Source organism: Shewanella sp. HN-41 (genome assembly GCF_000217915.1).
Classification (GTDB): domain Bacteria; phylum Pseudomonadota; class Gammaproteobacteria; order Enterobacterales; family Shewanellaceae; genus Shewanella.
The window spans coordinates 1-26,418 of record NZ_AFOZ01000008.1 but is presented as its reverse complement, the minus strand read 5'-3'; the positions used below and the strand labels follow the sequence as shown (position 1 = coordinate 26,418).

Here is a 26,418-nt window from a genome sequence, read left to right as displayed (position 1 = left end):
ACTGAACTCGCCTTTTTCGACTTGGTCGACCACAGCCAATTTAAAAGCGAGGGAATAATCCCGTTGAGTTCGTTTGGTTGTTGATTTCATTACACTCTCCAAATAAAGATTGAAAAGTGTCAACGCTATTTAGGACGGGTCACTAGCTCAACAAAAGCCGCAGTTAACAGTGCGGCTTTTTTATTATCTAAGATTTTTTACTGCCAATATTTTACCTAAGCTTTTACTCAAAGCCTGTGTGCGTTGCCGCAGCATTTCCCGCAACAATAAGACGACTGGCGTGACATGCTCCCGCCCAGGGCACACTAAGTACAAATTGACCGACTCGCCGCGATATTCGGGCAATAAGGGCACTAAACGCCCTGCCATAATATCCTCTGCCAAATCTAAGCTCGACTTAAACACCAGCCCCTTTCCCGCTACCGCCCAGCGGCGCGCAATTTCAGCATCATTGGCACTACGATTCCCCGTGACGCGGACTTTGCATTCCTGGCCATCACGCTCAAATTGCCATTGGTCGTGAGTTCTATCATCTAACTTATAAAACAAGCAATTATGCTGTGTCAGCTGCTCTAAGGTTTCGGGCTTGCCAAACTTGGCAAGGTATTCTGGCGATGCACATAGCACTCTGTCGGCACTGCAAATCGGAAAGGCAACTTGATTAGAATCAAGCGGCTTACCATAACGTACTGCCACATCAATTTTATCGTGGTAAAAACTGCTGATATTGTCGCCCAAATGCAAACGTACTTGCAGTTGCGGAAAATCCAGTAAGAAATCATCGAGCCAAGGGACGAATAAGTTTCGCCCAAAGTCAGATGAAACCGACAAGCTTAAGGTGCCAGAGACCTTGCCTTTGTCGCTGGCGATCGCCTGCTCTCCGAGCGCGAGATCACTTAAGGCGCGGCGGCAATGGATAAGGTAGCGCTCACCTTGGGCGGTTAACCTAAGGCTGCGAGTTGTGCGCACAAATAGGCTGGTATCAAGCTGTTTTTCAAGGCGTTTAATCGCGGCGCTGGCCGACGCTGCCGAGAGTTCCAATTCGGCCGCAGCGGCCGAAATACTGCCGCAATCGGCAACCCGAACAAATAATGCAAGATCATTGAGCAGCATGATTATCAAATTTCCTTTGAAAAAATTACAAACTTTACCCCGTTTATCTAAAGGTTAATATTTCACACAATGGCACTCAATGACAAGTGACTGACACGAGTCGCCAGTGAGGAATGATTATGAGAGCCATAGGTTACCAAACAGCAGGTGCAATCAATGCACATAATGCATTAGAAAACATCATATTAGCCAAACCCATCCCAACAGGTTTTGATCTTTTAGTCGAAGTTAAAGCGATATCGGTTAACCCCGTCGACACTAAGATCCGCGCATCCAGCTCAGCGCCCGCAGGGGAATATAAAATCCTCGGTTGGGATGCCGTCGGCGTTGTTAAAGCCATTGGGGATAAAGCCAGCCTATTTAATGTGGGCGATGAAGTTTGGTATGCCGGCGATATTAGCCGCAGTGGCAGCTATGCCGAATACCAGTTAGTCGATGAGCGCATCGTTGGCCATAAACCTCAAACCTTAAGCAATGCCCAAGCCGCGGCCTTGCCCTTAACCAGTATTACGGCATGGGAATTATTGTTTGATCGCTTAGGTCTACCACAGGATGGTTCTGCCACCGATGCACGCATTTTAATTATTGGCGCCGCCGGCGGTGTGGGTTCAATCATCACCCAACTGGCGGTCAAATTGACTGGTGCAGAGGTTATCGGCACCGCATCACGGCCAGAATCTGCAACTTGGGTGCAAAGCTTAGGTGCAGATTCTGTCATCAATCATAACCACCCCCTCTCACAAGAACTGGCTAAACTCGATATTGCCGATGTCACCCATGTGATTAGCCTGACTCAAACCGATAAGCACTATGACGAAATCGTAAAAGTGCTCAGACCGCAAGGTAAACTGGCACTGATTGACGATCCCGTAGAACCGTTAGATGTGATGAAACTGAAACGTAAAAGCCTGTCGTTACATTGGGAGCTCATGTTTACCCGCAGCCTTTATCAAACCGAAGATATGATTGCCCAGCATCATCTACTCAATCGCATCGCCGAGTTTATCGATACTGGCACAGTAAAAAGCACCTTTGGTGAGCATTACGGCACGATCAATGCGCAAAATTTACTTAAAGCCCATGCTCAAATTGAGTCGGGTAAAGCGATTGGTAAAATTGTGCTAGAGGGATTTAGCCAATGAAAATCACGGTTTTTGCGCAAATCAAAGCGCATTCAGGTCAGAGTGATGCGCTCTTTAACATCCTCAAACAACTGGTGAGTGACACCCACACCGAGGCCGGTTGTGTTGAGTATACGCTGCATCGTTCTTTAGATAATGCAAATCACTTTTGGATGTATGAAGTGTGGCAATCACAAGCGGCGCTTGATGCACATATGGCAAGCCATCACTTTAATGCCTTTGTCGTCGCCTCCGAAGCGTTAGTGGAAAAAGTCGAGATCCATAAGAGTTATGCTTGCTAACGTCATTAACAAAAAAGCGCCAAACTTGGCGCTTTTTATTTTAAAATCAAAGCAATAAAATTAATTAAACCAATGTCATTGCCATTTTTCGGCGCAGATAGGCGATTTGTTGCATATGCGGTAAATCCTTAGGACAGTTGTCTTGGCAGCCGAGTAAGGTCATACAGCCAAATACCCCATCCTGATTGCCTATTACATGGTAAAAATCCTCAGCAGTGCGGGCATCACGGCTATCCATCTCGAAACGGGCAATTTTCATCATGCCCACTGCGCCGACAAAGGTTTCACGCATTTGTTTAGTCGCACAGGCCGAAACGCACACGCCACATTCGACACAGCGCTCTAATTCATATAAACGTGCAGCCTCCTCAGGCTCCATTGGATCTTCAAGGCGATGCACATTGATATCATTAGATTTTGGGTGCAGCCACAGCTTTAAGCGTTCGGCAAGCTCACGCATAAACTTACCCGTGTTAACCGATAAATCGCCAATCAACTCAAAACCTGGCAGCGGCATTAGGGTAATTTCACCCTTAGGATATTTGGCGGTTAAGGTACGACAAGCTAAGGTGGGGAAACCGTTGATCACCATAGCGCAACTACCGCAAATACCGGCGCGGCAAACAAAATCAAACTGTAGGGAAGTATCTTGCTCCTCCCTGAGTTTATTCAGGGCGATAAATACCGTCATCCCAGGGGTTTCAGTTAACTGATAACGCACCATTTTAGGTTTATCGTTTGGCTCCTGCGGATCATAACGAAAGATATTAAAGGTGAGCGTGCGACCTTGGCTCATTATGATTTTTCTCCTAACGCATTGGCTGATGGGCTTTTTAAAGTATCACTTAACCGTTCGTTCTTAGGTTGCAGGCTCGGTGGCAACTCGAATGGCATGAGAGCCTGTTGCCGCTGATAGCGATCCGCATCCTCACCTAGCTCGGCTAAAATGTCAGCAATTTGCTGTTCACGCTTTTCGGTATCGGGATGCACTATGGCGTTGTTGATACCATAACCGCGGTAACCCGGCGGTAGTTCCATTTTCATCACATCCAGCGCTTCGTAATTCAGCACGGGTTCGAGGGCATCGGCATCGGGCCAACTCGCTAGGGTGCGATTTAACCAATCGCGGTCATTTCGCTGCGGATAATCCTCACGGGCATGGGCGCCGCGGCTCTCGGTACGCGCCGCTGCGCCACAGGCTACGGTTAACGCGACTTTGAGCATACGCTTGACCCGCAGGGCTTCGACTAATTCGGGATTGGCATGGCGTTTTTTACATTTGAGCCCAAGTTTGCGCGAACGCTCCAACAACACTTTAAGCTCGGCCACAGCCTTATCAAGCTCTGGGCCATTACGGAAAATACCCACATAGTCCATCATAATGCGCTGCATTTCACGCTTGAGTTCGAAGGGATTCTCCACCCCATTGCCTTCGACCAAAGTGTCGATTTCACCTTGAACTTGCTGCATAAATTGCTCGGCAAGTTGCGTATTGATCTCGAGGCTATTGTTCTCACAAAAATCGGCGACATACTTACCGATAATCATGCCGCCAACCACAGTTTCGGCCAACGAATTACCACCTAGACGATTAAAGCCATGCATATCCCAGCAGGCAGCCTCGCCTACGCTGAACAAGCCTTTAAGCTGTGGACTTTCACCCGTGGCATTAGTGCGAATACCGCCCATGGAGTAATGCTGGGTTGGGCGCACAGGGATCCAGTCTTTAGCGGGATCGATCCCGAGGAAATTTTCACAAATTTCCTGTACTTCCCTTAAGTTAGTTTCAATATGCTTACGGCCCAGCAAGGTAATATCCAGCCACAGATGTGGCCCATAGGGGCTATCGACGCCCTTACCTTTACGTATATGTTCAGTCATACGGCGTGATACCACATCCCGCGACGCTAGCTCTTTCTTTTCAGGTTCATAGTCCGGCATAAAACGATAGCCATCTTTATCTCGCAGTAAACCACCGTCACCACGGCAGCCTTCGGTGGTTAAAATCCCCACGGGCACTATCGCCGTTGGATGGAATTGCACGGCTTCCATATTACCTAAGGTTGCGACGCCCGTTTCTAGCGCTAGGGCTTGACCTATACCTTCACAGATAATCGCATTGGTCGAAACCTCGTAAATACGGCCATAGCCGCCCGTGGCAATCGTTGTAGACTTAGCCACATAGGCACGTAGCTCACCGCTAATAAGACAACGGGCGATAACCCCATGACAACGTTTGCCATCGTGAATAATCGCCAGGGCTTCGACGCGCTCATGCACTGGGATATCCATGGAAATCGCTTTGTTATCCATTGCATAAAGCAGTGAGTGCCCAGTACCGTCGGCGGTGTAACAAGTACGCCACTTTTTAGTGCCACCAAAATCACGGGCATTGATTAGCCCGTGCGCTTCTTGCGCCTCATGGAGAGTCACCTTTTGCGCGTTGACTATCACTTCCCTTGGGCCAGCCGTCACCCTTGACCAAGGCACGCCCCAATTGGCCAACTCACGCACGGCCTTAGGTGCGCAGTGGGCAAACATCCGCGCGACCTCTTGATCGCAGCCCCAGTCGGAGCCTTTCACTGTGTCTTGAAAATGCACGTCTTCATCGTCACCCATCCCCTTAACGGCATTACCTAAGCTCGCCTGCATTCCCCCTTGAGCGGCAGCCGAATGTGAGCGTTTGGCCGGAATAAGCGATAAAACTAAGGTATCGAGCCCACGCTCTTTGGAGGCAATCGCCACCCTTAAGCCTGCCAGCCCCGCACCAACCACTAATGAATCGGTATAAATCAGTTTCACGCCTGCTCCTTGATGGGATCTGCTGTTATTGTCGGGTTTATTCTCATATCATGCTTGCCACAACGTATTGTTATTAATTGGTTTTTAACTTGCATGGGGTAAAAATGCCAACAGTGAAGCTATCCCCACAATGATAAATAGTACGCTGACTATGGTCTTAATTTTTCTCAGTCGGCTACGGCTATTAAGATCCCGCGCCGCCCCCCACTTAAGCGCCACACGGTAAATGCCAATGGCCGCATGTAACTCCACAGTGAGTAATAGCGGCAGATACACCATCCACACGCCCTGGTTCCAAATACGATCGGCGCTACCCTGTGGGCCTATAGTTTCGGGGGCGGAACCGATGAGCCATAAATGCACAGGCAGTAGCAATAAAATCGCCACCCCAGTGATAGCTTGCCAGCGCCATAGACGTGTATCGCCATGGTTGATCACTTGCATTTGTTGCTGCAGGGCCCTTTGCTGACGCAAACTCATCGGCAGTTTCTGTAGTGCCACCAGCACATGTACTAGTGCCAAAGCCGCAATGCCTATGGCAATACAAGTCACGACCCAAGGATAACCATGGCCATCAGCGGAAAGAAAACTCAGCTCCATAGTGCGTGCCACCCAACTCATGGCATCACTTCCCAATAAAATCGATGACACAAGCACTAAATGCGTCCATAAAAACACCGCGAGAATGACCCCCGATAAACTCTGGCTTAAATCCAGCCACGCACTCCATTTTTTTATATTTAGTTTAATCGCCATCGCTCTTGCCTCGCGCCGTTGACCTTATCGAGCCAATCTCATAAGTCCCGCTACTAAAAATTAATATCGCTCACAAATCCACCCAAAAAACTGAGTTAGATCAAATAGGAGACGAATAATTAATCGAATGCTTAAATATTAGCAGCGAAACAAAATCCTGCTGCGGTTAGTTGAACAACTCACCCCAGACGCAGCAGTTTCGGGTTGCAATTAGTGAGGTACAAAGGGTTGTACTGGAATACTCAGCTCGCTACCAATAAATATATAAGAAACAAGGCTAGCGGCTCCGAGGCAGAGTAAGTAAATGATCAACACCTTAGCGAGCTTACGTAGACCAGAGCGGTTTAGGGTCAAGCCCCACTTTACCGCCACGCGGTACAAACCAATCATGGCGTGTATCACCACAGCAGGCAGCAATAACGCGTATAGCAACCAAGCGTTATCGTGATAAACCCGTTCGGCCGATAAATGTGGACCAATTTCGGGATTCAAAATCATGGTAAAGAGATGTACTGGCACGAGGAAAAATAGAATAAAGCCAGTGATAAGTTGCCAAAACCATGCATGGGTATCTTTATGCTTAATCCCCCCAAGATGTGAGCGCAGCGCCCGCCATTGCCCGAGCTGGGCGGGAAAACGCCTTAGTGCCACGGCGGCATGCACTATCACCACCAATAACATAAACACTGAAAACACTTTAGTGACTATCGGGAAACCGTGTCCAGAGCTGCTGAACATGCCACCTTCAAGCAACTGCACCACACGATAAAAAGCCTCTTTACCCAGCAGAATGCTCGACTCAAAATGCATATGCAGTAATAGGAAACAACCGAGTAAAATACCCGTTGCACTCTGCAGTCTATCCGCCTTAGCCGACCAAGGGTGGCCTAGCGAGGTTGTGCTCACCCTAGTGTGAACGCGCGTTACGCTTGTCATCTTGCATCTACCTTTGTGGTTTATCGTTGGCACCTCTTGGCAAGCTACACCATAGCAGTAACCAAAATCACCGTTCAGTGTCACAGATTTAAAGCGTGAGCTAACTCACTAAGCAGAGTGGAACTCTTAGAAGATGATCACAAAAAAACCAGTATAACAAAACAAAGGTAAAACCAATTAACCAATATATTTCATAGTGTTAAGATTAAAAATAAAACTGACAATTCGCTTTTTAACCATAATGTATTAAGCAAGCTAACACTATGACAAGGCGGAATAGATCCCCACGCGCATGATAGCAATGCCATGAATAAATCGATGCGAGAGCCAGCATAACGCGGGTTAAATTCCCGCACAGTCCTGCATTTTCAGATAGTTTGGGTATATACCCAAGCTACCTCAAGATTCGAGTTTCAGAGCGTCTAGGGTGCTTCAACTCAAGGCGCATCAATGAAAGAATGTCGGCTACCTTTTGAATTGATGCAACACGGAAGTGGAGTGCCCTAGGCGCTCCGTCCCGGCGGGTTTTAACGCACTTTATACTGCGTTGGTTATTTTTAACTTAGCCCGCTAGGTCTGCAAATAACCGCCTTGCCTAAAGTGCGTTAAATTCCCGCTGAATCCTGCATCTTGAGGTGGTTTGGGTATACAATACCGCGATTATTGTTAACCCTTAGCCACAGGATACTCCCATGCCTTGGATCCAACTTCGTATAAACACCAATAGCGACGATGCTGAAACCATCAGCGACCTGCTTATGGAAGAAGGTTCAGTCTCTATCACCCTTGAAGATGGTAAAGACACCCCCATTTTTGAACCTAAACTGGGCGAAACTCCACTGTGGCGCGATACCGTAGTCGTGGCATTATTCGATGCCGAAACTGACCTAACCCCCACCATAGAAATGCTGAAAACCTTGCCATTTTTAGGCGAAAATTTCAGCCATAAGATTGAACAAATCGAAGATAAAGACTGGGTACGCGAATGGATGGATAACTTCCACCCCATCCAATTTGGCGAGCGTCTATGGATCTGCCCAAGCTGGCGCGAAATCCCAGATCCAACCGCAGTCAACGTGATCTTAGATCCGGGTCTTGCCTTCGGCACTGGCACTCACCCGACAACGGCACTGTGTTTAGAGTGGCTAGATAGCCTAGATCTTAGCAACGAAGAAGTGATCGATTTTGGTTGTGGCTCGGGCATCTTAGCCGTGGCCGCACTGAAGTTGGGCGCGAAAAAAGTCACGGGTATCGATATCGACTATCAAGCCATCGATGCCTCACGAGCCAATGCAGAACGCAACAGTGTCGCCGACAAACTCGACTTATATTTGCCCGAAGATCAACCCGCCAATCTCAAGGCCGACGTACTGGTCGCCAATATTCTTGCTGGCCCACTGCGCGAACTCGCACCACTCATTGCCGAACGGGTGAAAACTGGCGGCAAATTAGCCCTTTCTGGCCTACTCAAAGAGCAAGCACAAGAAATATCTGACTTCTACAGCCAATGGTTCGATATGGACGAAGCGGCTCACAAAGAAGATTGGAGCCGCTTGACAGGCAAGCGTAAATAACGCTAAAGGGTGGCGTAACATGCGCCACTGCTGGCTTAGGCCAATTTTTGTCGATGACTTCTCAACACTTAAAAGTCAAGAAAAAAAATTGCGCCTAGGTCATTTATTGACCTTTTCACGGCCAACAAAAAGGGCTACTATAGCGCCCCTTTGAAGAGCTAAGGTGAAACGGTAAATGCAGATTGGACCCTATCAACTGAAGAATCAGCTGATCGTGGCACCAATGGCAGGTGTCACCGATCAAGCCTTCCGTAATCTCTGTCTTCGATTTGGCGCAGCCCTAGCGGTGTCAGAGATGCTTTCGTCCAACCCAGAGGTTTGGGATACCGACAAAAGCCGCCAGCGCATGACGCATTCTGGCGAGGAAGGAATACGCTCAGTGCAAATAGCAGGGGCAGATCCAGAGTTAATGGCACAGGCCGCCCAGTTCAACGTTGAACAAGGTGCCCATATCATTGACATCAACATGGGATGCCCGGCAAAAAAAGTGAATAAAAAGCTGGCTGGCTCAGCACTGATGCAAAACCCGCCGCTGGTAAAAGAGATTTTACAAGCCGTGGTCGCCGCAGTGAACGTGCCTGTCACGTTAAAGATTCGCACTGGCTGGGAGCCAGAACACAGGAATGGTGTTCAAATCGCCCAGATTGCCGAGGATTGTGGCATCGCCTCGCTCGCCGTTCACGGCCGCACGAGACAATGTATGTACCGAGGCTTTGCCGAGTACGACACAATTAAAGCAATCAAACAGAATGTCTCGATTCCTGTTGTCGCCAATGGGGATATCGACAGTCCGGAAAAGGCCCGCTTCGTGCTGGACTATACCGGTGCCGATGCTCTGATGATAGGACGGGGTGCTCAAGGACGACCTTGGATTTTCAGAGAAATCCAGCACTACTTGGACACGGGTAATAAGCTAGCGCCCATTGAGATTGCCCAGCAGCGTGAAGTCATGCTGGAACATCTCACCAAATTGTATGATTTATATGGTGAATATAAGGGTATCCGTTTCGCCAGAAAACATATGGGATGGTACCTAGACCAAGAAGCTCAGCGCCAATTTAGGGCTGACTTTAATTTGCTGGAAACCGCTGCAGAACAGTATTCCCTCGTGGAATGTTATTTTGATGAATTAGTACAGAATTAATAAAGAGCAGAATAGAATGTTTGATCAGACAACTAACACAGAAGTTCACCAGCTTACCGTTGGCAAAATCGAAACCGCAAACGGCACTATCAAGCCCCAGTTATTACGTGACGCCGTAAAGCGTGCCGTAACTAACTTCTTCGCACAGTTGGACGGTCAGGAAGCACAAGAAGTGTATGAAATGGTGCTAAGTGAAGTTGAAGCGCCTCTGCTAGACATCATCATGCAACACACTCGCGGCAACCAAACCCGCGCAGCAAACATGCTAGGTATCAACCGTGGTACCCTGCGTAAAAAATTGAAAAAATACGGCATGAACTGATATTGAATCAGTAACATATTGTATTTAAAGAGAAGGCCAGTCATATCGACTGGCCTTTTTGCTTTTAGTTACACACCGAGTTAAACACCAACAAAAGTCATCGCCTTAAAGTGCATGAGAAAAACTCGCCATAGCAGCCTTGGTTACATGCCTATTCGGGGGTAGATGCGGACATCACTTGAACTTGCTGCCAACCATCCCGTTGCAGAGACACAGGGAAGCGCTTAGCACTTTCAATATCAAACCAAAGCAGCGCCATAATCTTCATGCAGTTCTAAGGTAAAACGCTTGGGCGCGTTAATGTGATGCTTGATGGTGAACGAATGCCCAACATAGGAAAGAAACGGCTTAAATAGCTTGGCTTCTAGCCTTTGTTTACTTTCTATGTAGCGTCTTGAACATGAAGGCATACGAAAAACCTCCAAAAAGAAAACACTAAACTATTCCCCCTATTGATAGGGGTATCTAATCGCGCACCATAATGGCAGCATCTTAAGCCTTACACTGCTACGGTTTTTCACAGCATTGATCATTCCCATCCGCCCTACTCCCTTAGGGATATTTCACCCAATGAACTGTGACTTCCTTTGCAAATCCCGACTGTTTTAGTCGGGATTTATTGCCTCAATTTAAAGATGCAAATAATATGTTTGTAAATTTATTGTCTGCTTTGGAGTGTTGTTATGTCGTCTGCCCATCTGTCATCAGAGCTAAACTTGCAGGAAGAATCATCGGTATTACCACAGTGGTTAGATAGGAAAGTGGGAGAACTCGTGGCCGAGGATTTTCGCCGTGCCCATATTTTTAGCCAATTTGGAATTGATTTTTGTTGTGGTGGTGGCAAACCACTATCCGTTGCCTGCGAGCGAGCCGAGGTCGATCCTATTAAGGTCATAGCTGCGCTAGAAGAGGCTGCACTCGTGGGTAGCAGAGAAGATGAGTTGAATCAATTACCCCTAGGGCAACTGATTGATTATATCGAAACCACCCACCACCAATATGTACGGGCAAAAGCTCCATTACTGATTGAGTATTCTGAAAAAATGGTGCGTGCACATGGTGAGCACTATGCCGAAATCATTCCCTTTGCCGGTTGGGTTAGAGCCTTAATCGAAGAGCTAATGCCCCACCTAATGAAGGAAGAAAAAATCCTATTCCCGGCGATCCGCGCACTCACTCAAGGTGAGCAGCTTGAAAGCTGTTTTGGCCATATAGGCAATCCGATTAACGCTATGCAGCATGAGCATGAAGAAGCGGGACAGATCCTGCAAAAACTGCATGAATTAACGAATGATTTTACCCCGCCAGAATATGCCTGCACCACATGGCGCGTCTGTTATGCCACCCTAGTGGAATTTGAAGCAGACCTGCATAGACATATCCATTTAGAGAACAACATCCTCTTCCCTAAAGCGCTCAATCTCGCCTAGGGCTAAGTGCTTATCTTGTCATAGACGCTAAAGCAAAGGCCAAGTCTGGCCTTTGTGGCTTTTGCATGCTACAAAAAGTCATGTGTCACTGACGGATATGCAGCCATGACATTTCAATCCTTTGCGCTCGATGATATTACCGATCTACATGAATCGGCCCAGGTGGAATTTAAGCTCGCTGGCGGCCGCGATGGTCAAGGCCAATTACCCGAGGATATTTGGGCAACCTACAGCTCCTTTGCCAATACCTTAGGCGGTGAGATCATTCTCGGAGTACGGGAAATGCGCGGGCATTTCACTATCGAAGGCATTCCCAATCCCCTACCTGTACTGCAAGAGTTTTGGGAGATACTCGACGATCCGATCCAGATTAGTCACAATATTCTCGCCATTTCAGATGTGCAACTAATTCAAATAATGAATAAAAAGCTGATCAGGATCCGTGTCCCACTCGCACCAGAACACTTAAAGCCTATCTTTATTGGTGATAATGCCTACACAGGCACTTATTTTCGATTGGGGGATGCCGACATGCATGCAAGCCGTCGACAAGTGAGTCAATTACTGCGCCGCGCCCGTTACTGCAATAAACAGCTCAAGGCGCGCTAACCTTTTACTGACACAAATTAAAATCCAGCTAACAAATAACCGCCCACGGTGGCGATTGCCACACCAGAAATACGCATTAGCTTGCGCTGCCCCGTTAGGCGCTGCATCCCAAGGCCAATCATAACCCCGCCTAAATGGATGACCGCTGTCCCGCATAAAAATCCCAATGCGTATAGTACAGGGCTCGCTAATTCCGGCATTTCTGCACCGTGGGCATGGCCATGGAATATGGCAAACACCCCAACAAATACCATGGCAAATAGCAGAGGAAGCTGGCGGTCAAAGGCGATGGCAAGCCCGAGTAACAATACAGATAGGGCGATGCCGATTTCGACAAAGGGCACGGGAATAGCGTACAACCCTAAGATCCCACCCACCAACATAAAGGCGACAAACGCTAACGGAACCGTCCAGATAGCACGACCACCGAGTTGGGTGCTGAGCATCCCCACACTTAACATGGCGAGCAGATGGTCAAACCCTAACACCGGGTGGTTAAAGCCCGACATAAAGCCACCACCAGAATGGATCTCATGGGCCGAAGCTGGCGCGATAAACAGGAGTGAGAGTAGAGCAAATAAACTTAAGCGCGCCATAGCAAGCTCCTTGATAAACAGTTGAGAGTCATAGACATACTAACTAAGACTCTACTGCAAATCCGAGCGATAAACGATGATCTTTATCATCCTTAGAGTGATAACAGCATGATGCTAAACCCAAAACGCTGGCAAACAAATCCGTCGTTCAGGATCACAAAATATCGCTGAGTGAACCTAGGGCTGCAATCTCCATATGGGGTAAAAGCGCCGCTATCGGCAATGACTCAACTTGGCCAAAACTGGGGTTCAGCCACACCGACTGACAGCCAGCCAAACGCGCGCCCCGCACATCGGCATTTAGACTATCGCCAACGTGCAACAGTTGTTCAGGATAGATGTCTAGGCGAGTACAGGCGAGATCAAACATATCCTTAGCAGGTTTCATACGCACACCGTTTCCAGGGTGCAGGACAAACTCTAACGTATCGCCGAGACCAATACGCCCAGCATCCACATTGCCATTCGTAATACCGACCAATCTAAAACGTTGCGATAAGCGCCTAAGTAGTGAGAGTACTTCGCTTGATACTTGAAAATGGCTACGATGAAAGTAAAAACACGCTAGCCCTTCTGCAGCACCGCGCTCGGCCTCACTCTCACTATAACCAAGTTGCAGTAACCCTTGGCGTAACGTCGCCACCCTTGCCGCCGTCGTATCATGGGCTAATTCGGGCATTTGCTGCAAAAGTAACAGTTTTAGCCGTCGCCAATCCTGGGGCTGCCATGCAGCCGTGAGTGGAAAGGATTGATGTAAAAACTGAGTTAACTCGGCTTCTGCATTCAGAATATAGGGTTGGTTGTTGTACAGGGTATCGTCGAGATCGAAACTGATCGCGTGGATATTTTGGGGTCTAAGGTAACAACGCATTATTTATCCTGTTGTTTTTTCGCTCTAGGATGGGCGCTATCATACACCTTAGCTAAGTGTTGGAAATCTAAACTGGTATAAATTTGCGTGGTCGCAAGGTTAGCATGCCCCAATAATTCCTGAACTGCCCGCAAATCGGCACTCGCTTCTAACATGTGAGTGGCAAAGGAATGGCGTAGTTTATGGGGATGCACTCGCACCGACAGTGCCTGCTCTTGGCCCCATTTTGTCATCCGAGCCTGAATGCTACGGTGGGATAAACGCCGGCCTTTTTCAGTCACAAACAAGGCGTTATCTTCACAGGGGATTTGCCTTCGACAGTTGAGCCAAGCCTCCAACGCCTTGATGGCGTAACTGCCTACTGGCACAATTCGCTCTTTATTGCCTTTACCTAATACCCGCACTTCCCTTAGTTCATAATGCACACTGGTTAAATCGAGTGCCGCTAGCTCGGCCAAACGTAAGCCACTGGAATAAAATAACTCCATTATGGCTTTATCCCGCAGACTCAAGGGATCTGTACCTTCAATTTCCAGTAAATGGGTTAGGGAGTCGACATCGATATTCTTCGGCAGCGGTTTAGCCTGTTTAGGTGCACTTAAGCCTTTGGCAGGATTAAGCGCTATCACACCTTCGCGCAGCAGAAACTCCCCCCATTGCTTAATCGCAGACAAACATAATGACAGGGAGCGCGGGCTTAAACCCTTACGGTGCAATTTGGCGAGCACTTGTTGCCAGTGCTCACGCGCCACATTGAGCAGATCAATACCATCCGGCAGTAATCCATTGGTGCGGTGTAACTCGTAGAGATAATTGCGCACGGTATGATCTGATAACTGCCGCTCCGAATGTAAGTAACGTTCAAAGGATTGCAGGTATTTCGCACTGAGATCCGACACCTTGGGAGCCGACATATCGTTCGCTTGTACACTCATATCGGCTCCTTATAGGCAGGGAATAAGCATTATCTCGGTAACAATCAAAGCTTAGCTAACATATACGCCAGCAAGCGCCGTAACTGTTCCAACAGCATGTTATCCATGTCGGGGTGAAAATGGGTCGCATCTTGGCTGGCGATGGCAAAGATAACGGGAACCTCGGCTAGCTTGACTAAGGCAACGGACCCCACTTCGGCGCCAAATAAGCGTTTAGCCTCCTGTTGTGTCACGCGGCCAAAATAGTGACCTTTACGCAAGCGTTGCTCCCAAATCGCTTTCATATCAAGGTCAACATCGAGCACACTAATAAGACGCACATGGGTAAAATGAAACTGGTCCTTCAAACTGTCGGCTAAAACCTCTTTAAGCGACACTAGATCGGCACAATTGAGTAACTTAAAAGAAAGCTCGGTGTTGAACAGATAAATTTTCTCGTTACGCGCCGCCATAGCCAACAGGCTAGTAATTTCTTCCTCGAGCTGGCTCACTCGCTGGCGCAACAACTCCTGCCGCCTCTCAACCAGAGAAATCGCGCCACGTTCCAGATGGGGTAAACGCATCGCTAACAACAGCTCGGGATAACGATTAAAAAAGTCTGGATTATCGAGCAGATACTCGCGGATGATTAGCTCATCGAAAGGTGCATCTGTCTGTGGCATAAGGGGCTCTGTCATAACTGAATTTGTCCATCGTAAACATGTTGCGCGGGTCCAGTCATCCACAGGGGTTTGCCCTCGCCTTCCCAATTGATGATTAAGGTACCACCGGGTAAATCCACCCGCACTTGTGGATCCAGTTTCCCTTGAACCTGCCCGACAACCACTGCGGCACAGGCTCCCGTACCACAGGCTAAGGTTTCGGCCGCGCCGCGCTCATACACCCGCAGTTTGATATGGCCCGAGTTTACTACTTGCATAAACCCGACATTCACCCCACGGGGAAAACGTTCATGCTTGGTTAGCAGAGCACCTATTTCGGCAACGTTAGCATTGGCAACATCTTCCACATCGAGCACACAGTGGGGATTACCCATGGAGGCCGCACCACATAAAAAAGGTTTGTTGGGGAGTTTGCAGCAGGTAGGTTTTCTCAGCCTTCTTGGCTTTAAAGGGAATTTGGCTGGGTTCGAGAATAGGCACGCCCATATTGACGGTCACAGTGCCATCACGCTCCAAACGCAGTGTCATTTTACCCGATGAGGTGCTAACACGAATTTTATTCTTGTTCGTCAGCCCCTTATTACGAACAAAACGGGCGAAGCAACGGGCGCCATTACCGCAATTCTCGACTTCCCCGCCATCGGCATTGAAGATGCGATAGTGAAAATCTAAATCGGGATCATAGGGCGGTTCGACCAAGAGCAACTGGTCAAAACCGATACCGAAGTTACGGTCGGCTAAACGGCGGATCTGCTCAGGCGAAAAGAACACGTTCTGCGTGATCCCATCGACCACCATAAAATCGTTGCCCAGTCCGTGCATCTTAGTGAATTGGATCAAGATACTTATCCTTTAAGCCTAGACGCCGCTCATTAAATATGAAACCAAGCGCCTGAATCAATATAATTTTCTAGTTTACGGCAGGAGTTGCTCACCTTGCCAGAGTTGAGGCAGTTTTTCTCGCTCGCGCACTAGATAAGCCTTATCGCCATCGACCATCACTTCCGCGGCCCGTGGACGGGTATTGTAGTTGGAGGCCATAGCAAAACCGTAGGCACCACTCGAGCGTACCGCCAGTAAATCCCCCGCCGCTACCGCTAGCTGGCGGTCTTTGCCGAGGAAGTCACCAGTCTCACACACCGGGCCAACAATATCAAAGGCATAGGTTTGCTCATTCCTTGGATTAACGGGAATAATATTTTGCCATGCGCTGTAGAGTGCTGGGCGGATTAAGTCGTTCATCGCGCCATCGACAATCGCAAAACGCTTGTCGCTGTTCTCTTTAAGATAAAGCACCTCTGTGACAAAAATCCCCGCGTTAGCCGCAATGGCGCGACCCGGTTCGAAGATTAGCTTGAGCTTGCGGTCACCTAAACGCTCCAGTAGCGCGGCGGCATACACATCGGGATGCGGTGGTGTTTCAGCATCATAGGTGACACCCAAACCACCACCCACATCGAAATGCTCAATCACTATGCCTTGCTCGGCTAAACGATCGATCAGTGCCAACATCCGATCCATTGCATCGAGGAAAGGTTGAATTTCAGTCAGTTGCGAGCCGATATGACAATCGACCCCCTTTACCTGTAAATGTGGCAGGGCATGGGCACGGGCGAATACGGTTTCAGCCTCGTCCATCGCAATACCGAATTTATTTTCTTTAAGGCCGGTCGAAATATAGGGATGGGTTCCCGCATCCACATCGGGATTGACTCGCAGGGACACTGGCGCCACTTTGCCTAAACGACCAGCAACCTGGTTTAAAAGCTCAAGCTCGGCACTCGACTCAACGTTAAAGCAGTAAATCCCTAGGTTGAGCGCCTGTTCCATTTCGGCGACGGTTTTACCCACACCCGAGAACACCACTTTATCGGGGGAGCCACCCGCTTCAATCACCCGCGCTAGTTCACCGCCCGAAACAATATCAAAACCACTACCTAAACGAGCCAAGACGTTCAGCACGGCTAAATTCGAGTTGGCTTTAACCGCATAACAAATCAAATGTGGATGATCTGCAACGGCATTGTCGAAGGCATGCCAATGGCGTTCGAGCGTTGCACGGGAATAGATATACAGTGGCGTGCCATAAGTCTGGGCTAAATCGTTCACTCTACAGCCTTCAGCATGCAGGGTATTATTGTGGTAGAGAAAGTGATCCAATGTCCGGTTCCTTACTGCGCTTTGTTATCGTGTTGATTATTCTAATTAATGGTAATTATTGTCTTTTTTCTACTTCGATGGCTTTAATTTCAGTGTTAATCTTTTCGGCCTCAGGCACAGTTTTAGGCGCTTCAGCTTTTGTCGCTTGGCTCGCCTCAACGGAAGGTGATTTATATAATGGCCCCTTTTGGCCGCATGCCGTAATGAATAGGCTACCAAGCATTAGCAATAAAAACAGTCTCATTTTTCTCAACATCTGTGCATCTGGTGACTAATGGCCTTATAATCGCACCCATCTTGACGAAAGCAAAGGACAGAAATGCATGGCCATGACAGATACAGAATTTCACCAGCTCGCCGATGACATGTTCCAAGCCATAGAGAATGCCATCGAGACTGCGATTGATGAGCAAGATGCCGACGTCGACATCGATGCCAGCGGTAACGTACTGCAATTAGAATTTGTGGATGGCTCTAAGATTGTGATCAATAAACAAGAACCTTTGCATGAGATCTGGGTAGCCACTCGTTTTGGTGGATATCATTTCGGTTTTGTCGATGGGAAATGGCTAGATGGGCGCAATGGTGGTGAATTTATGCCATTTGTGCAAGAGTCTATCCAGCGTCAAGGCGGTATTAAGCTTAGCTTTTAATCCCCTTGCAGCGCAAAATAAATAGGGGAGCTAGGGCTCCCCTATTTATGTCAATATCTGGTTTTCAAGAACAGTGATTCGCAAAAAATACTATTAGAACTCAGCATCTTGATCCGCATTGTCAATCCCAAAGGGGGTGACAGTTAACTCGCCCGCCACTCGCACCAGATGGAAAAACTGCGGAATATTAAATCGCGCCCGGGAAGCATAATGTTCACCAAACACATAATGATGGCTGACTTTATTCACTAACTCGGCCATGTTCGATCCCGCCTGTACATAGTGGCTCAATTGATTTTCCTCATCGAGAATAAATACATCCAAGTTATCGACCCGTTGGCGTAGAAAATATTGAATCGCCCCTTTCGCCGCATAGTTCTGCACCACTTTAGGCATACTCGAAAAAGGATCATCCCCCAGTTCTGGCCGTGGTAGTTGCACTAAGTGACTGCGGGACAGCTGTTGATAGAAAGATTTAGCATCGCTTAAATCTTGATACGCCATCCCCAGTGGATTGAAGAAAATGCCATAGCGGGTATGACTTATCTGCAGCGGCTGCACTAAAGTGCTGGATTGCTGCGCCTGCTGGCATAAACGCATTGTTTGCATGAGCAGGTTTTTTACCGCTAATTTAAGTTGGGGCCGCAACTTTTGCGAGCAACTGATCACATCCATATCTACGGGCAAAGTTGCACGCCTTAACCCCGGCGTTACAAAGGCTAAGGCTTGTAATACCGCGGTTTCACCTTCAAAGCGATGACATTGCCACTCACCCCAACTATTCAGGCATATCGCATCTAAGGCGCCGAGCATATTCTCCTTCTTACGCCCAAGGGAAAATACGTTAGCGTTCATCATATCGACCATCATCTCCTGCCCACGCCATTCGGTGGTGGGATCACTGTCTAAGTTGAGCACGAAGATCAGTTTTCTGAAATGCCAAGGCTGACATAGGTCCAGTTTGGACACTCGCCAATCGTGGTCGATAAAATTCAATAGTCGCTTAGATGCCTCGGTGAGCCGTTTAGACTGCACCTTGCTCCGTCCGAACTCATACCATGTAGTGTTTGGAGTAGAAACTCCATTTAAGCAGGCCCAAATCATTAACGCCGAAGGTGTTTTACCTTTGCATATGGCAGATTCACCCAACAAGTTTTGGGGCTTTGGTTCTTGTCTATAAAGATAATATTGGTTCTCACGGCTGCTTGATACCATAGTAAGATCCGATTCGGCAACGGAACGACTCCAGAGTAAGTTCAGCTTAGAGATTTGATCTTCATCTTGACTAAAATAGGTGTGCAATTTGCGGGTGAGCATACCCAGCTCTTCGACACGCAACCCCTCGTTCAGCTCGTGGGTAGATGCAAATCGTAATAGGGTTTGATAGCTCGCCAATAGTAACTCATTCAATTGATCGTTAAACCAATTGAGTTGACCGCTATGCCAATGCTCACAGTCGTCTAAGGTGCGGATCAAACTGTCGGGCCATTGCCAATCCTGGACTAGCTTTTGTAATTTGGCGTAACGCCAGTCTTTACCCTGATCTGACCGACTTAAAAAAACCCCGCATTTTAAATAAAAGCAGCGGCGCGCAATCTCGAGACGGCGGGTATCATTTTGCTGCAACAGGTAGGCTTCAATCACTTCATAGATTGAGTAATAAGCATCATTAGCGGTTGAAAAATCCCCCTCGAGCGTTTTTTGCCATAGACGATCGCAGAGCAATTGAGAATGGGGATATTCACTGGCATACGCCTCGAGTAACAATACTTTGATCAAGGCTTTGTGTGGTTTATTTAGGCCTTTATAGAGTTGCCATAACGAGGCGCCAAAATACTCGCTTGCGGGTAATTCATGCACATCACCAAGATACAAGAGGTTCGGGTTTAAGTTAGCATTAGGCCACCAAGCAACGGTTTTACCCGCTAAGCGAATTTGACTACGATAAAACTCCTCCAGCAACAGCCAATGCTGCGCGCTACCACTGTGCTCGTGGGCCATGGAAGATTGACACCCATTACGCCCCTTACCGCCACTAAACTGCTGCGAATGAACTAAGTAAAAGTTCACCTCAAACTGATACTCGGCAAACCACGCAGTTAATCGACTGGTTTTAGTGCGAATTAAGGCTAAATCCCTATCGCATAAATCGACACTATAGACCAACCAAACATCGACATCACTCTTGGTATTTTGGCCACAGCTGGCTGTACTTCCCATGGCATAAACGCCTTCAAAGGTACACACATCAGGCTCTTGGGTCATCAATGGCAGCTTGAGAACATCACAGGCATGCGACTCGAGCACACCAGCTGAATACTCCTTAATACCACAGGGCGTATCGGGAGCATGATACCCAGGATACTGAATGCTGTTCTGGTGGATCAGGAAGGGAATTAAGTGGAATAAATGCTTTTGTAACGGCGACAACAAAGCTAAGGCCCGCGCGATGCGAACCTTATTAAGTCTTTCTGCAATATCAGGAAATAGGCCTTGCTGATCCATCCTAGAACACAACGCTTAAATACTTATGAGAAATGTGCTCATGTTAACACTTTTGCAAACCCGAGCAACTAAATGTGAAGCCTGTCACACTTTATGGCTATTTAGAATACCGCCAACTTCAAAGAATCGATATAGCTTCCTTACATAAAGCAATAGCCAATGTTAGCATTGGCGCAACTAAGATCTTTGATGGAAACTAGGCATGTCTGAGAACCGCATACGTATCGCAACCCGCAAGAGTCCGCTAGCCATGTGGCAAGCTGAATTTGTTAAAGCCGAATTAGAACGCATTCACCCAGGTATTGTGGTGGAATTGCTGCCAATGAGCACGAAGGGCGACGTGATTTTAGATACGCCGCTAGCCAAAGTGGGTGGCAAGGGGCTATTTGTTAAAGAACTCGAAGTGGCCATGCTAGAAGACCAAGCCGATATCGCAGTGCACTCAATGAAAGACGTGCCCGTCGACTTCCCTGAAGGCTTAGGTCTTGAGGTGATTTGCGAGCGTGAAGATCCCCGCGATGCCTTTGTGTCAAATTTATATAAATCGATCAGTGAATTACCATTAGGTGCAACTGTGGGCACCTCAAGCCTACGACGTCAATGCCAACTGCGCGCATCACGCCCCGACCTCATAATCAAAGATTTACGCGGTAACGTGGGTACGCGTTTAGCTAAGCTCGATAACGGCGAATATGATGCCATTATTCTGGCCGCAGCAGGCTTAATCCGCCTGAAATTGTCTGAGCGTATTGCCAGCTTTATTTCTGCCGAAGAATCCTTACCCGCCAACGGCCAAGGCGCTGTGGGTATCGAGTGTCGCACTAACGATGAACGCGTTAAAGCGCTACTGGCACCATTAGAACATTTAGAAACACGCTACCGCGTGATCGCCGAGCGCGCGATGAACACTCGCCTCGAAGGCGGCTGCCAAGTGCCAATTGGTGCCTTTGCCGAAATTAACGGTGATGAGATGACACTGCGCGGCCTAGTCGGTAACCCCGATGGCAGTGAAATCATCGAAGGCGTGATCACAGGTCCAAAGACCGAAGCCACGCAACTCGGTGTTGCCCTTGCTGAAGAACTGCTCAGCAAAGGCGCCAAAAGCATCCTCGACGCCGTTTACGCTAAAGCCTAAGTCAATGAAAGTCTTACTGACGCGCCCCGAGGGGCGCAATCAGTCCATGGTCGATGCCTTGAATGAGCAAGGCATTAGCCATTGGGTCACCCCTCTGCTGTGTGTCGAAGCAACACCTCCAATCGCAATGAATACCCCGCATCCCTTGGCACACACCGATATGATCATCTGCATCAGCGCCAATGCGGTGACTTTTGCCGATGATGCCTTAACAACCCCGAATTCTCGAATCAAAGGTTGGCCCCAAGTTCAATACTTCGCCGTTGGGCATGCAACTTGGGAAGCATTAGATCAGCTCGGTATTTCAGCCCTCGAAGCCCCAGATGATTGTCAGCAGACCGAAGGTCTACTCACTCTCGCGCCGCTGCAAGAGATCAAAGGTAAGCAGATTACTATCATACGTGGTGTCGGTGGCCGTGAAACCTTAGCCGAACAACTAGCTGAGCGTGGCGCAACTGTGCGCTATTGGGAAGTGTATCAACGAGCCTGCCCGCCACTCGATGGACAACAGCTAGCTCTGCAATGGCAAGCCTTCGGGATAGATACTATTGTGGTGACCAGCGGTGAAGTGCTGGATAACCTGATTAATTTAGTGCCAAAAGAGTTATTTGCATGGCTGCGCTCATGTCATATCATAGTCCCAAGTAACCGAGTAGAAGCTCAAGCTCACGCCTTTGGTATAACCCAAGTCACCAATGCCAATGCCGCCAACAGCAAAGCCGTGCTAAACGCCCTTAAACTCTAAGCGCTATTTAGCCCGATTTTACTCGAATTTCGGCAGTAGCATGTTTTCAAGGACTGTTAAATGGATAACAACAAGCACGACGCAAAGAGCTCAGAATTACAGGCCACCTCTATTATAGCGTCACCGGAAACGACCGATGACATGTCCGCAACATCAGCGTCATCCACAGAATCCCAAACAGCTAAAGCCACGCCGTCAACCGCGCCGAGCCCAACACTAGCCGCCAATAGAAGCTCCTGGGCGATTCGCTTTGGGGTTTTATTAGCGCTCGGCTTAACCGTTTGTACCCTTGGTGGCGGTTTTGTACTGTATCAGCAGCTACAACAGCAACTACTCGCTCAGGATGCGAAAAATATCGCCCTGCAGGATCAATTACAACAAGCGCTATTGCAGCCAAACCAACGTATTGGCCAGCTTGAACAGCAACAACTGAATGATGCTAAGACTTACCAAGAATTAACAAGACTTACAGAAGACCAAAATCAACTGCAGGACAGAATCAATAAACTTGCCCAGCGCAGCCCAACCCATTGGATGGCCTCAGAAGCCGAATATCTCGTGAATATGGCGGGCCGTAAACTGTGGTTAGAGAAAGATCCCCGCACCGCCACCGATCTATTAAAGTCAGCGGATGAAACCATCGCAGCGATGAACAATCCAGCTTTGCTGCCTATTCGTAAGGCATTAGCAAAAGACATCGCCGCCACGGCCAGCATTAAAACTACGGATATTGATGGCAGTGTGTTAGCACTCGACGCTCTTGTTGAACAACTCGATAAATTGCCGCTTAATCGCGCCGATGCAGAAGCCGATGCCGCAGAAGATACAACTATTACTGGCAATTTGAATGATTGGCAGAACAATCTGGGCAAAACGTGGAAAGCGTTAACCCAAGACTTTATTACCATACGCCACAGAACCGCCGATGCACCTGCATTACTCGCACCGGAGCAACAGTGGTATTTAGTGGAAAATATTCGCCATAAACTACTGCAATCCCAACTTGCACTATATCGCTATGACAGAGCCGCTTATCACCAATCACTAATGATGGCGCGAAAATGGATCCAAACCCACTTCGATACTCAAGATCATAAGACAATTGAAGCTATCGCCGAAATCGATAGGTTAGCGACCTTAGAACTTGATCCTATTACCCTGAAATCCTTTGCCGCAAAACCTCTGCTACTACAGCTTACAAGCTATGGTGAGCTGACTTCATCAGAGGATGCGCCACTATGATCAAGATATTAATTTTATTAGGAATTGTGCTAATAGGGCTCTGTATCAGCCCTTGGCTGGTTGGCAATACAGGTTATGTGTATATCGCGGCGGGTGACTATCAGATAGAGACCAGTTTAGTCTTTGGGATCATAGCATTAATTGTATTTTATGCTGTGTTCCAAGTACTAGAATGGTTAGTAATTACCGCCATTAATCTGATGCTACGCAGTCGTTTTATCCCTTACCATTGGCGCCGCCGCTCAGCAAAAAAACATACCTTAATGGGTGCACTCGCTTTGGCTGAAGAAGATTGGCCAGCAGCGGAACGTGCCATGATAAAAGGAGCAGATAACGGCGAACTCCCCGCACTTAACTTACTGGCAGCTGCTCGTGCGGCTCAGTATCAAAATAAAATAGCCGAGCGAAATCAGTATCTTGATCGTGCAGCTATGCACCCCCTTGCCGCAAACGCCGTCGCAACCACCCGCACCCGATACCTCTTAAAGCAAGGGGAATTAACCCTAGCCCGCGCAGAGCTGGATAAACTATCACCGACAAGTAAGAGTAAAGTGCCAGTACTCAAACTCGCCCTAGAGCTATATAGCGCGCAAGAGGATTGGGATGCACTCAAGCTATTGCTGCCTATCTTAAGGAAACGTCAAATCCTAGATGATAGCCGCTTAAATGAACTCGATTTAGCAACCAACAGTGCCTTGCTTAAGGCCGCTGCCATTAAAGGTGAAGAGGCCTTAGAACAGTGCTGGCAATGGTTATCGCGCAGCGAACGCAATCAGTCTGAGTATCTAGCGATTTATACCATGGGTTTGTGCCGCTTTAATCGCAAAGATCAGGCTCTGAAACTACTCTCGAAAAAGTTACGGACATCTCCCGAGTCAGCAGTTTTGGCAGTAATTCCTGAAATCGCGACAGCCCAAGATACAGAGATCCGTAAACAGTTACTCAAACATGAAGTCACCCATGAGAATAATGCGGACTACCAGATGTGCTTAGCTAAGCTATATCAGCAAACACGCGACATGAAAGAAGCCAAAACTTGTTGGCAAAATGTGTGTAGGCTCGAACCCACAAAAGCCTCTTGGTTAGCGCTCGCTCGCATTCAAGAACAATTAGGCGAACAAGGTAACGCCAATCAAAGTTATCGCCAAGCGGTTAATGTGTAGTTCTATAACATCAGCCAATATAACGCCGTGATGTGTGTAAGCAGATTACGGCGTCATCACTATCGAGTGCTTTCCCTCCCTGAGTGAGATATTCCGTGTCCGCAATTTTTACTTCTCTATAAATTTAATCTATAGGCCAAGATTATTTTGTTATAAATATGTTTCCATATAGAGATCATATACACTAAATAAGGTTAATTTTATCAATTAAGGTACTACATCTAGTTAGTCCCTCAAAAAATGTCAATTTCACGTCCCGTACCCGATAAAATCCAGTCATAGCAAGCAATATAGTAAGCAAGGTTGATGCGTCAAAAAATTGACTTAACACATTTCCCCAGCTAAAATTTCACCAATTGTATCGCAATTCAACATATTTGTTGAATTTGTGCGTCTTCGGATTAACACAGTTGGGCTGTTGGGAGCTTATTATGGGATCGGTCATTACATCAAAAAACGGTATGCTCAAGCTTGTTAAAGGGCAAATCAGTGTCGAAGTTAATGGTACAAATCAACCCGCTAAGGATGGCGAGCTACTCCCGAAAGGCGCAGTTCTCCATATCGGGGAAAACGCGACATACGAGATAACTTTTGATGATGGCACTAAGCTATCTAATGAGGTTGCCCCGAACGCAACAGCCGCAGCCGCCCCCAACACGGCAAGTGAAGCCGCCTTAGATGAGATCCAAGCATTACAAGATCTTATAGCATCTGGTGAAGACCCAACCCAAAACTTACCAGAAACCGCAGCAGGTAATGCCCCAGCCAGCGATGGAAATTCCGGTTATGTGTCACTAGCCCGTGATGGTTCAGAAGCACTCGCAACGTCTGGTTATTCAACTGCAGGTCAACCGCTGACTGATGCAGCTACTCCGACACCAGAACAAACAATTGCAACAGACTCACCTTCTATATTGGCTAATGACACAAACACTGTTGCGGAAGACACCATTGCCACAGGTAATGTGCTCGATAACGACAGTGATATCGATACCCTGTTGAGTGTTGTAAGCTTTGAGATCGATGGAACCTCCTTTGCAGCAGGCACTCAAGTGACCTTAGAGGGCGGGATCCTAGTCCTCAATGCCGATGGTTCTTACAGCTTCACCCCTAATGAAAACTGGAATGGTCAAGTTCCTGTCATTACTTACACGACAAACACAGGCTCAACCGCCACCCTGACCATCAATGTCACCCCAGTGGAAGCCCCCTCCGTACTAGTAAACGACAGCAATACTGTCGAAGAAGACACTGTAGCATCTGGTAATGTGCTCGATAACGATAGCGATGTGGATTCGATCTTAAGCGTTGTCAGTTTCAGCATTGATGGCACTAACTATACGGCTGGAACCACTGTCACCCTCGAAGGTGGCAGCTTAATTCTTAATGCCGATGGCTCTTACAGCTTTACCCCTAATGAAAACTGGAATGGTCAAGTTCCTGTCATTACTTACACTACAAACACAGGCTCAACCGCTACGTTAACGATTGACGTCACCCCAGTGAACGATGACTTCACCGACGCCAACGAAGTGCGCAGCATTGTCGAAGACAGCCCAGAAGTGACCGGTAACGTGATTGATGGCGTCAGTGTTGACGGCCCCTTGAGCGTGGTCAGCTTCACCATTGCCGGGGATGCCAC

Annotated in this window: 25 protein-coding genes and 1 pseudogene; 13 read left to right on the top strand and 13 right to left on the bottom strand. The window is 48.0% G+C overall.

Features of this window, described 5'->3' with window-relative positions; genetic code table 11:
- Window positions 1–183: 183 nt before the first annotated feature.
- The gene (locus SOHN41_RS01120; protein ID WP_007644556.1) at window positions 184–1,113 is read right to left on the bottom strand and encodes a LysR substrate-binding domain-containing protein; all 930 of its coding nucleotides are present in this window, start codon (window positions 1,111–1,113) and stop codon (window positions 184–186) included.
- A 119-nt stretch (window positions 1,114–1,232) separates the two neighbouring features.
- Here SOHN41_RS01120 and SOHN41_RS01115 point away from each other — a divergent pair, with 119 nt between their 5' ends.
- Complete coding sequence (locus SOHN41_RS01115) at window positions 1,233–2,255, top strand: zinc-binding alcohol dehydrogenase family protein (protein ID WP_007644554.1); 1,023 nt, start codon at window positions 1,233–1,235, stop codon at window positions 2,253–2,255.
- The gene (locus tag SOHN41_RS01110; RefSeq protein WP_007644552.1) at window positions 2,252–2,536 is read left to right on the top strand and encodes a putative quinol monooxygenase; all 285 of its coding nucleotides are present in this window, start codon (window positions 2,252–2,254) and stop codon (window positions 2,534–2,536) included. The genes SOHN41_RS01115 and SOHN41_RS01110 overlap by 4 nt, the downstream gene beginning before the upstream one ends.
- A gap of 64 nt (window positions 2,537–2,600) precedes the next feature.
- Here the strand turns inward: SOHN41_RS01110 and SOHN41_RS01105 are convergent, their stop codons facing one another.
- The 4 genes from SOHN41_RS01105 to SOHN41_RS01090 all read right to left on the bottom strand — a co-directional run bounded on the left by SOHN41_RS01105 (window position 2,601) and on the right by SOHN41_RS01090 (window position 7,030).
- Window positions 2,601–3,332: a fumarate reductase iron-sulfur subunit gene (locus SOHN41_RS01105; protein WP_037457777.1), complete on the bottom strand. Its 732-nt coding sequence runs from the start codon at window positions 3,330–3,332 to the stop codon at window positions 2,601–2,603.
- Window positions 3,332–5,338 (bottom strand): fumarate reductase flavoprotein subunit, encoded by a 2,007-nt coding sequence (locus tag SOHN41_RS01100; RefSeq protein ID WP_037457775.1) that lies wholly within the window; start codon window positions 5,336–5,338, stop codon window positions 3,332–3,334. The genes SOHN41_RS01105 and SOHN41_RS01100 overlap by 1 nt, the downstream gene beginning before the upstream one ends.
- Window positions 5,339–5,422: 84 nt before the next feature.
- Entirely contained in the window at window positions 5,423–6,094 is a 672-nt protein-coding gene (locus SOHN41_RS01095; protein ID WP_007644550.1) for a fumarate reductase cytochrome b subunit, read from the bottom strand.
- A gap of 210 nt (window positions 6,095–6,304) precedes the next feature.
- Window positions 6,305–7,030, bottom strand: a complete 726-nt coding sequence (locus SOHN41_RS01090; RefSeq protein ID WP_007644549.1) for a fumarate reductase cytochrome b subunit — start codon at window positions 7,028–7,030, stop codon at window positions 6,305–6,307.
- Between the two features lie 692 nt (window positions 7,031–7,722).
- Between SOHN41_RS01090 and prmA the strand changes: the two genes are divergently transcribed.
- The 5 genes from prmA (at window position 7,723) to SOHN41_RS01065 (ending at window position 12,109) form a co-directional block, all read left to right on the top strand.
- Window positions 7,723–8,604, top strand: a complete 882-nt coding sequence (gene prmA, locus SOHN41_RS01085) for a 50S ribosomal protein L11 methyltransferase (RefSeq protein WP_007644548.1) — start codon at window positions 7,723–7,725, stop codon at window positions 8,602–8,604.
- Between the two features lie 175 nt (window positions 8,605–8,779).
- Window positions 8,780–9,748, top strand: a complete 969-nt coding sequence (dusB, locus tag SOHN41_RS01080) for a tRNA dihydrouridine synthase DusB (RefSeq protein ID WP_007644547.1) — start codon at window positions 8,780–8,782, stop codon at window positions 9,746–9,748.
- Window positions 9,749–9,764: 16 nt separating this feature from the next.
- Window positions 9,765–10,070 (top strand): DNA-binding transcriptional regulator Fis, encoded by a 306-nt coding sequence (gene fis / locus SOHN41_RS01075; RefSeq protein ID WP_006083371.1) that lies wholly within the window; start codon window positions 9,765–9,767, stop codon window positions 10,068–10,070.
- Window positions 10,071–10,753: 683 nt separating this feature from the next.
- Complete coding sequence (ric, locus tag SOHN41_RS01070; protein WP_007644531.1) at window positions 10,754–11,500, top strand: iron-sulfur cluster repair di-iron protein; 747 nt, start codon at window positions 10,754–10,756, stop codon at window positions 11,498–11,500.
- A 105-nt stretch (window positions 11,501–11,605) separates the two neighbouring features.
- Window positions 11,606–12,109, top strand: a complete 504-nt coding sequence (locus tag SOHN41_RS01065; protein WP_007644530.1) for a helix-turn-helix domain-containing protein — start codon at window positions 11,606–11,608, stop codon at window positions 12,107–12,109.
- A 17-nt stretch (window positions 12,110–12,126) separates the two neighbouring features.
- Here SOHN41_RS01065 and SOHN41_RS01060 read toward each other — a convergent pair whose 3' ends face one another.
- The 7 genes and pseudogenes from SOHN41_RS01060 to lptM form a co-directional block, all read right to left on the bottom strand.
- On the bottom strand, window positions 12,127–12,705 hold the full coding sequence (locus SOHN41_RS01060) for a HupE/UreJ family protein (protein WP_007644529.1): 579 nt from the start codon (window positions 12,703–12,705) through the stop codon (window positions 12,127–12,129).
- Between the two features lie 154 nt (window positions 12,706–12,859).
- The gene (locus SOHN41_RS01055; protein WP_007644527.1) at window positions 12,860–13,576 is read right to left on the bottom strand and encodes an HAD-IA family hydrolase; all 717 of its coding nucleotides are present in this window, start codon (window positions 13,574–13,576) and stop codon (window positions 12,860–12,862) included.
- Window positions 13,576–14,490, bottom strand: coding sequence for a tyrosine recombinase XerC (gene xerC, locus SOHN41_RS01050; RefSeq protein WP_420705318.1), 915 nt, complete (start codon window positions 14,488–14,490; stop codon window positions 13,576–13,578). Before xerC ends, SOHN41_RS01055 begins: the two co-directional genes overlap by 1 nt.
- A 65-nt stretch (window positions 14,491–14,555) precedes the next feature.
- Window positions 14,556–15,188 carry a DUF484 family protein gene (locus SOHN41_RS01045; RefSeq protein WP_007644523.1) on the bottom strand — a complete coding sequence of 211 codons (633 nt, stop codon included), beginning with the start codon at window positions 15,186–15,188 and terminating at the stop codon, window positions 14,556–14,558.
- A pseudogene (gene dapF, locus SOHN41_RS01040) lies at window positions 15,185–16,013 on the bottom strand (diaminopimelate epimerase). Before dapF ends, SOHN41_RS01045 begins: the two are co-directional and overlap by 4 nt.
- A gap of 75 nt (window positions 16,014–16,088) precedes the next feature.
- The gene (gene lysA / locus SOHN41_RS01035; RefSeq protein WP_007644522.1) at window positions 16,089–17,333 is read right to left on the bottom strand and encodes a diaminopimelate decarboxylase; all 1,245 of its coding nucleotides are present in this window, start codon (window positions 17,331–17,333) and stop codon (window positions 16,089–16,091) included.
- Window positions 17,334–17,388: 55 nt separating this feature from the next.
- The gene (gene lptM, locus SOHN41_RS01030; protein WP_007644521.1) at window positions 17,389–17,577 is read right to left on the bottom strand and encodes an LPS translocon maturation chaperone LptM; all 189 of its coding nucleotides are present in this window, start codon (window positions 17,575–17,577) and stop codon (window positions 17,389–17,391) included.
- A 79-nt stretch (window positions 17,578–17,656) separates the two neighbouring features.
- On the opposite strand from lptM, the gene cyaY reads away from it, so the two are divergent.
- On the top strand, window positions 17,657–17,986 hold the full coding sequence (cyaY, locus tag SOHN41_RS01025; RefSeq protein ID WP_007644520.1) for an iron donor protein CyaY: 330 nt from the start codon (window positions 17,657–17,659) through the stop codon (window positions 17,984–17,986).
- Window positions 17,987–18,079: 93 nt separating this feature from the next.
- Here cyaY and SOHN41_RS01020 read toward each other — a convergent pair whose 3' ends face one another.
- The gene (locus SOHN41_RS01020) at window positions 18,080–20,491 is read right to left on the bottom strand and encodes a class I adenylate cyclase (RefSeq protein ID WP_007644519.1); all 2,412 of its coding nucleotides are present in this window, start codon (window positions 20,489–20,491) and stop codon (window positions 18,080–18,082) included.
- A gap of 202 nt (window positions 20,492–20,693) precedes the next feature.
- Here SOHN41_RS01020 and hemC point away from each other — a divergent pair, with 202 nt between their 5' ends.
- The 5 genes from hemC to SOHN41_RS00995 form a co-directional block, all read left to right on the top strand.
- The gene (hemC, locus tag SOHN41_RS01015) at window positions 20,694–21,626 is read left to right on the top strand and encodes a hydroxymethylbilane synthase (protein WP_007644518.1); all 933 of its coding nucleotides are present in this window, start codon (window positions 20,694–20,696) and stop codon (window positions 21,624–21,626) included.
- A 4-nt stretch (window positions 21,627–21,630) separates the two neighbouring features.
- Window positions 21,631–22,371, top strand: a complete 741-nt coding sequence (locus SOHN41_RS01010; protein WP_007644516.1) for a uroporphyrinogen-III synthase — start codon at window positions 21,631–21,633, stop codon at window positions 22,369–22,371.
- A 60-nt stretch (window positions 22,372–22,431) separates the two neighbouring features.
- Complete coding sequence (locus tag SOHN41_RS01005) at window positions 22,432–23,613, top strand: uroporphyrinogen-III C-methyltransferase (protein ID WP_007644515.1); 1,182 nt, start codon at window positions 22,432–22,434, stop codon at window positions 23,611–23,613.
- On the top strand, window positions 23,610–24,776 hold the full coding sequence (locus SOHN41_RS01000) for a heme biosynthesis HemY N-terminal domain-containing protein (protein ID WP_007644513.1): 1,167 nt from the start codon (window positions 23,610–23,612) through the stop codon (window positions 24,774–24,776). Before SOHN41_RS01005 ends, SOHN41_RS01000 begins: the two co-directional genes overlap by 4 nt.
- A gap of 431 nt (window positions 24,777–25,207) precedes the next feature.
- The coding region (locus SOHN41_RS00995) for a retention module-containing protein (RefSeq protein WP_037457771.1) at window positions 25,208–26,418 on the top strand (1,211 nt) is incomplete at its 3' end.